This window comes from Deltaproteobacteria bacterium, from assembly GCA_016874775.1.
In the GTDB taxonomy this organism is placed as follows: domain Bacteria; phylum Desulfobacterota; class Binatia; order Bin18; family Bin18; genus VGTJ01.
The window spans coordinates 1-5336 of record VGTJ01000267.1; the positions used below are offsets into that span (position 1 = coordinate 1).

6 protein-coding genes are annotated in these 5336 nt (G+C 52.6%); 2 read left to right on the forward strand and 4 right to left on the reverse strand.

Annotation, left to right across the window (positions count from 1 at the left end; translation table 11 throughout):
* Positions 1-724 (forward strand): HAMP domain-containing histidine kinase (locus FJ147_26860; GenBank protein MBM4259508.1); only part of this gene is annotated, 724 nt, incomplete at its 5' end.
* Here the strand turns inward: FJ147_26860 and FJ147_26865 are convergent.
* The 4 genes from FJ147_26865 to FJ147_26880 all read right to left on the reverse strand — a co-directional run bounded on the left by FJ147_26865 (position 719) and on the right by FJ147_26880 (position 4051).
* Entirely contained in the window at positions 719-2095 is a 1377-nt protein-coding gene (locus tag FJ147_26865) for a cytochrome P450 (GenBank protein ID MBM4259509.1), read from the reverse strand. The two genes, FJ147_26860 and FJ147_26865, sit on opposite strands and share 6 nt — an antisense overlap.
* Positions 2096-2398: 303 nt before the next feature.
* Positions 2399-2590 carry a hypothetical protein gene (locus FJ147_26870; GenBank protein MBM4259510.1) on the reverse strand — a complete coding sequence of 64 codons (192 nt, stop codon included), beginning with the start codon at positions 2588-2590 and terminating at the stop codon, positions 2399-2401.
* Positions 2591-2659: 69 nt separating this feature from the next.
* Entirely contained in the window at positions 2660-2935 is a 276-nt protein-coding gene (locus FJ147_26875; protein MBM4259511.1) for a hypothetical protein, read from the reverse strand.
* 30 nt (positions 2936-2965) lie between these two features.
* Positions 2966-4051 carry a hypothetical protein gene (locus FJ147_26880; GenBank protein MBM4259512.1) on the reverse strand — a complete coding sequence of 362 codons (1086 nt, stop codon included), beginning with the start codon at positions 4049-4051 and terminating at the stop codon, positions 2966-2968.
* 88 nt (positions 4052-4139) lie between these two features.
* On the opposite strand from FJ147_26880, the gene FJ147_26885 reads away from it, so the two are divergent.
* Positions 4140-5159 (forward strand): aldo/keto reductase, encoded by a 1020-nt coding sequence (locus tag FJ147_26885; GenBank protein MBM4259513.1) that lies wholly within the window; start codon positions 4140-4142, stop codon positions 5157-5159.
* The last annotated feature ends 177 nt before the right edge of the window (positions 5160-5336 follow it).

Here is a 5336-nt window from a genome sequence, read left to right on the forward strand (position 1 = left end):
ACACCAAGTCCAAACGCGGGCCGAAGAAGCCAGTACCTCACAAACTGAGTGGCAAAAAACAAACGCACGTATCGACTGCGCGGATTCTGGCGATGCGACGGTAGTCAACCGACCTTTACAGGGATGGCCTCTTACGCCACAGCAGGCCGACATCCTCGGACGGGTAGACAAAAACGTACGAGAGCTGACGACGCTCATTAACACAACACTTGATCTCAGCCGATTACAGAGTCAGCGTGTACCACTGATGATTCAAGAGGTGCAGCTCTCTGAGTTGCTCGATGAACTGGCGAATGAAGCACGGCACTTGGATCATGCTCCAGGTGTGACGCTGGAATGGTCACTTGCTCCTGACCTTTCATCTCTTTGGACTGATATCGCAAAGCTGAAAATCATTCTGAAGAATCTTTTGACGAATGCACTGAAATTTACGGAAAGCGGAACCATCACCGTTACCGTCGTTCCTCAAGGGGAAGGCATTGCGTTTAGTGTCAGTGATACTGGTCCTGGCATTCCTCCAGACCTCCTCCCCTTTATCTTTGAACCGTTTCGTCAAGGAGGAAACTTCGCGACCCGTAAACCAGGAGGGGTAGGATTAGGATTGTACATTGTCCGGCGGTTGCTTGAGTTGCTGGGGGGAACGGTGACAGTAAACAGCACTGTTGGCAAAGGCTCAACGTTCCACGTGTGGATTCCCCAGCATCGCCGCTCTCAGGCCCTATAACCGCTTCTCGAGAACCACTGGCATTCCTTCAGACGGTGCAAATGTGATGCTCCGCCGGACCACACGGATTGGGTATTTGGACGCAAGTCGCAGTGTCGTCCGTGTCAAGATCTGTGCAAGTACGACCTTCATTTCATAAGTGGCAAATCCTGCCCCTAAGCAAAAACGATTACCGCCGCCAAAAGGAAAGAATTCCCACGGGGTTGGTTTCTTATTGAGGAGTCGTTCCGGTTTGAATTCGTACGGATCAGGCCACACATCCGCTCGATGATGGGTCAGGTAGATGCACGGCATCGCGACTGCACCAGCCGGGAGCGTTCGACCGCCTATCGTCGTCGGTGTTTTCAACCGGCGACCGACTACGGGCAGAATAGGATTGAGTCGTTGGGTCTCTTTTATAACGGCGTCGAGATATTCGAGTTTGTTGATCTGTTGCGGTGTCACTGGCCCAGCACCAAATACGTCTCGCAGTTCGGTGTGTAACTTTTCGAGCACGTCAGGACGGTTAAGAATACGATAGAGCATCCACGCCAGAGAAGTCGCAGTGGTCTCATGTCCAGCGACGAGTAAGGTCATCAACTCATCGCGTAAATGCTGGTCGTGTAACGGTTGGCCATCTTCGTCGCGTGCTTGCATCAACATCGACAGAATATCTTCCCGTCCTGAAAGATCTGTTGTTCGGCGTCGGGCAAATTCCGCAAAGAGCAGTTGGTCAATTTCTCTCCGTCGCCGGACTTGTTTCCCCCACGGCGAATACGGACCCAAGTCGATTTGCAGCCACGGAATCAGCATAAACGGATTTGCTCCGGCAGCGAGAACTTCTGTGAGCACGGTGCGTAAGCGTGTAAGGGTGGCATCTTCAGCGAGGCCAAAGACGGTACGGAGAATCACATTGAGTGTGATCTGCTGCATGTGGGAATGAATGGCGAAGGGCTGTCCGACCGACCATGTCGCAATGGTCCGATCGGTGAGTTCACGCATCGTCTCGCCGTACACATACATCCGCTCGCCATGAAACGGTGGCATCATCAGTCGACGTTCGCGCTGGTGGCGTATGCCATCAAGCACGATCAACGAGTATTCACCCAGGAGTGGTCTGACAATCATATTGGCTTCACCAGCGCGGAGTTGCTCAGGGTCACTGGTGAAAATCTCTTTGACTACCTCGGGGTTACTGAAAAACACCAACGGATCAGGACTGGTGGGAAACCGGATGGTAAAACATTCCCCATACTTGCGAGCGCACTCTTCCATAAAGGGAATGGGGCGGGTGAGCCAGCGAAAGAGTTGGACGGGCGAGGGTACTGGAGGACCGGGAGGAAGAGACGGGCTCACTTGTGGGGATGACTCGACAAGGGAAGCAGACGACATAAGTGAAGACTCCTTTCACCTTGTTGCGTGTTATCGGTCATCTTGCGCTCACACTTAGAGTGAAGGAAGAGGGGGCGACCGCAAAAAAGGTGTGAAAAAGAATAAGGGGGGCTTCTTACTCTGACAATTCCCTCTCCCTGCCAGGGAGAGGGCTAGGGTGAGGGTGATCAGCCCCACAATAATGTTGAGACTTTTAGATTCTCCCTCATCCTGACCTTCTCCCCTGTGGGGCGAAGGAACCCATTCCCATGCTTGCAGAACGAGTACCGAACATTATTGGCGGTTTTCTCGATGACAAAGAGACTACGCCGCCTTCTCCACTTTTTGCTTCAATAACTTGCCAATGACCTGATCAATCACTTGATCTGCCAGCGCGCGGACTTCTTCCTGTGTCTTTGGCTGAACGGGATGCTGAACCAAGATTGGTTCGTATTGTGCCATGCCTAACGCTGTACACTGCGCATGCGCAGCACCAATGAATTCTGTGGTGGTCACATTTGCGGTGGGAATGCCTTGTTCTTCAAAATAGATGACATCGTGCGAACTGCACGAAATGCAGGCCCCTCAATCGCTGAGGGCTTCAATGACCGCGTCACACTTTTCCTGTAGCTCATTTTTTATGGGCTGCGGTGCCGGGCGCGTCACTGTTGGTTTCATGCGGCGCAACACGTCTTTCACACCATATTGCTGACGCAAGATTTCTTCGACACGATCAAGGAAGAATGCACCCTTGGATTTGCTGATATCGAGCAAGCCAACGGTCTTTCCCTGAAGCGTGTCGAGTCGTGGCGCGAACACTTTTTGTGATCGTTCCACTTTATCCGTGGGGTCAAGAAACATTTCTCCCATAGTGGACCTCCTTCCTGAACTTTAAATGACCTTTGTCGTTATCTTACTCCCTGCATTGCCGCCTGCCCAGCCTTGTACTGCCGCAGAAAAACGACCCGCCGTACCGCCAGCGACGATAATAGTGATATTTTCCGGCTTTGGGAATTTCGGAAACAAGGTATCGTCGGTTGCTGGTTCACGATCTTTTTTGGCGTCCGTGCGCAACATACTGACGCCAGCGCCTTCGCCACCATTCACACCGGGACGTAATTCACGCAACGGGCGACGAATCTTCTCATACAAAAACTGCCGCAGATCGTTTTTTGACCAGCCATCTTGTTTGAAAGTTTTGGCATGTTCTGGGCAAACTACTAAGACGGTATCCGAGAATAACGGAAAGTTCTTGTGATTCCACAACCCAGCCATAGTCCAACCGAGCGACAACGCAAGTTGCTCTGCGTTACGACTAGCGTGATCGTTAATCTGCAACGGCGAATGGCCGCCGAACAATGTCACCGTACTTTGATCGGCACGAAACCCGCGCTCAACATGTAACGGTTCCCATGGGCTTTCTTCTTCATTCTCACCTACACAAAAAGTGTACTGTGCGGGGTGCCCCATAGTTGCTTTGGTAATCTCATGCGGTTTGGCGCCGCCGATGTTGATAATTATCAAGCGCAGTGCGCGACCGATGGTCGCATTGGCGCGAAATCCATGACCCATCGCATTGTGTCCACAATTGACACCGATCTGCTGACGAATCGGGCCATTGATAATGATCATTGGTGATGCAGAAAAGGTGGTCACGTTAATGCCATGGATGCAGAACTGATCTTCACAGGCCGCTTCGACCACTGCGAGCACAGTAGGAAAATACGAGGGATGACACCCGGCCATGACGGCATTGATGGCGATCTTTTCTATGGTTGCACGACCGTAGTTGGGACCGATCGTACCGATCAACTCTTGTGGGTCGCGATCCGTCGCCTCCAGCATACGTTTCACACGTGCCTCAGTCGGCGGCACGACTGGCAGGCCATCGGTCAAGCCACGCGAATAGAGCAGTTCAATCGGATCGTCTTCTTGGGTTTCGGTACGTTGCGAGCGCAACTCTGCTGTCTCTGGCATAGTGTCCCTCCTACTTGAGACGCTCAAGTCTGGCTGCTTGCGATGAGGATGTCAACGTGCCTATCTTTGGCGGTGAAAGGAGGCAACCATGCCTCTTCCTGCTGAAAGCTATCAACAATTGACGCCTGATCTTCGTATCTGCCGTGTCCTCAACGGTCTGTGGCAAGTGTCCGGTGCGCACGGCCGCATTGACCCGAAAGCGGCAATCAAAGAAATGTTTGACTATGTCGATGCCGGGTTCACAACCTGGGACTTAGCCGACCACTACGGTCCGGCAGAAGACTTCATTGGTGAGTTTCGGCGGCAGTTCATCGCTGCACGTGGAGAAGCCGCGTGGTCTGGCGTACAAGCGTTTACCAAATGGGTCCCACGACCTGGACGGATGACCCGTCAGATTGTTGAGAACGCTATCAATGTTTCTCTCCGGCGTATGAATGTACCGACGCTCGATCTGCTGCAGTTCCACTGGTGGGAGTACGATGACCCTGGATATCTCGATGCCCTGAAGCATCTGGCCGATCTGCAGAGCGAAGGAAAAATTCGCCACCTTGCACTGACCAACTTCGATACTGAGCATCTCAAGACCATCACTGATCACGGCATCCGCATTGTCTCCAACCAGGTGCAATTCTCACTGGTCGATCGTCGTCCTGAAATTGCCATGATTCCGTTTTGTCGTGAACACCACATTAAGCTGCTTACGTATGGAACCGTGTGTGGTGGATTACTGGCGGAAAGATATCTTGGGAAACCTGAACCGCGCGGTCGCGAACTCAACACTGTCAGTTTGGAAAAGTATAAGATGGTGATCGATAGTTGGGGAGGATGGAATCTCTTTCAGGAATTACTGACCACACTCAAAAACGTCGCTGATAAACACAAAGTGAGTAGCGCTAACGTCGCCGTACGATATATTCTTGATCGTCCGGCTGTTGGTGGAGTGATCGTCGGTACGCGCTTGGGCATCGCCGAGCATCGGATAGAGAATGCACGAACATTCGGTTTTACATTGGATGCCGAAGACCGAGGCCAGATTGGGAAGGTAGTGAGCAAGTCGCGAGATTTGTATCGAACGATTGGCGATTGTGGGGATGAGTACAGGCGGTGAGGGAAAGTGAGTCATCGGGTCAGCGGGTCATCAGGTCATCGGGTCATCGGGTCATTCCTAGCTGAAACCACGGCCGCTGGCCGTGCGACCCGAAAAGCTTCGGAGCGATCCGGCGTGCAGGCCCGTCACGCACCCCATAGGTTCTCCTCCCAGGAAGGTCCGCTGGGGCAGGAAGGA

What these genes read in the sequence shown, in the direction of transcription:
- FJ147_26865 (MBM4259509.1), bottom strand. Translation starts at nt 2,095, where the DNA reads ATGTCGTCTGCTTCCCTTGTCGAGTCATCCCCACAAGTGAGCCCGTCT.
- FJ147_26875 (MBM4259511.1), bottom strand. Translation starts at nt 2,935, where the DNA reads ATGTTTCTTGACCCCACGGATAAAGTGGAACGATCACAAAAAGTGTTC.
- FJ147_26885 (MBM4259513.1), top strand. Translation starts at nt 4,140, where the DNA reads ATGCCTCTTCCTGCTGAAAGCTATCAACAATTGACGCCTGATCTTCGT.
- FJ147_26880 (MBM4259512.1), bottom strand. Translation starts at nt 4,051, where the DNA reads ATGCCAGAGACAGCAGAGTTGCGCTCGCAACGTACCGAAACCCAAGAA.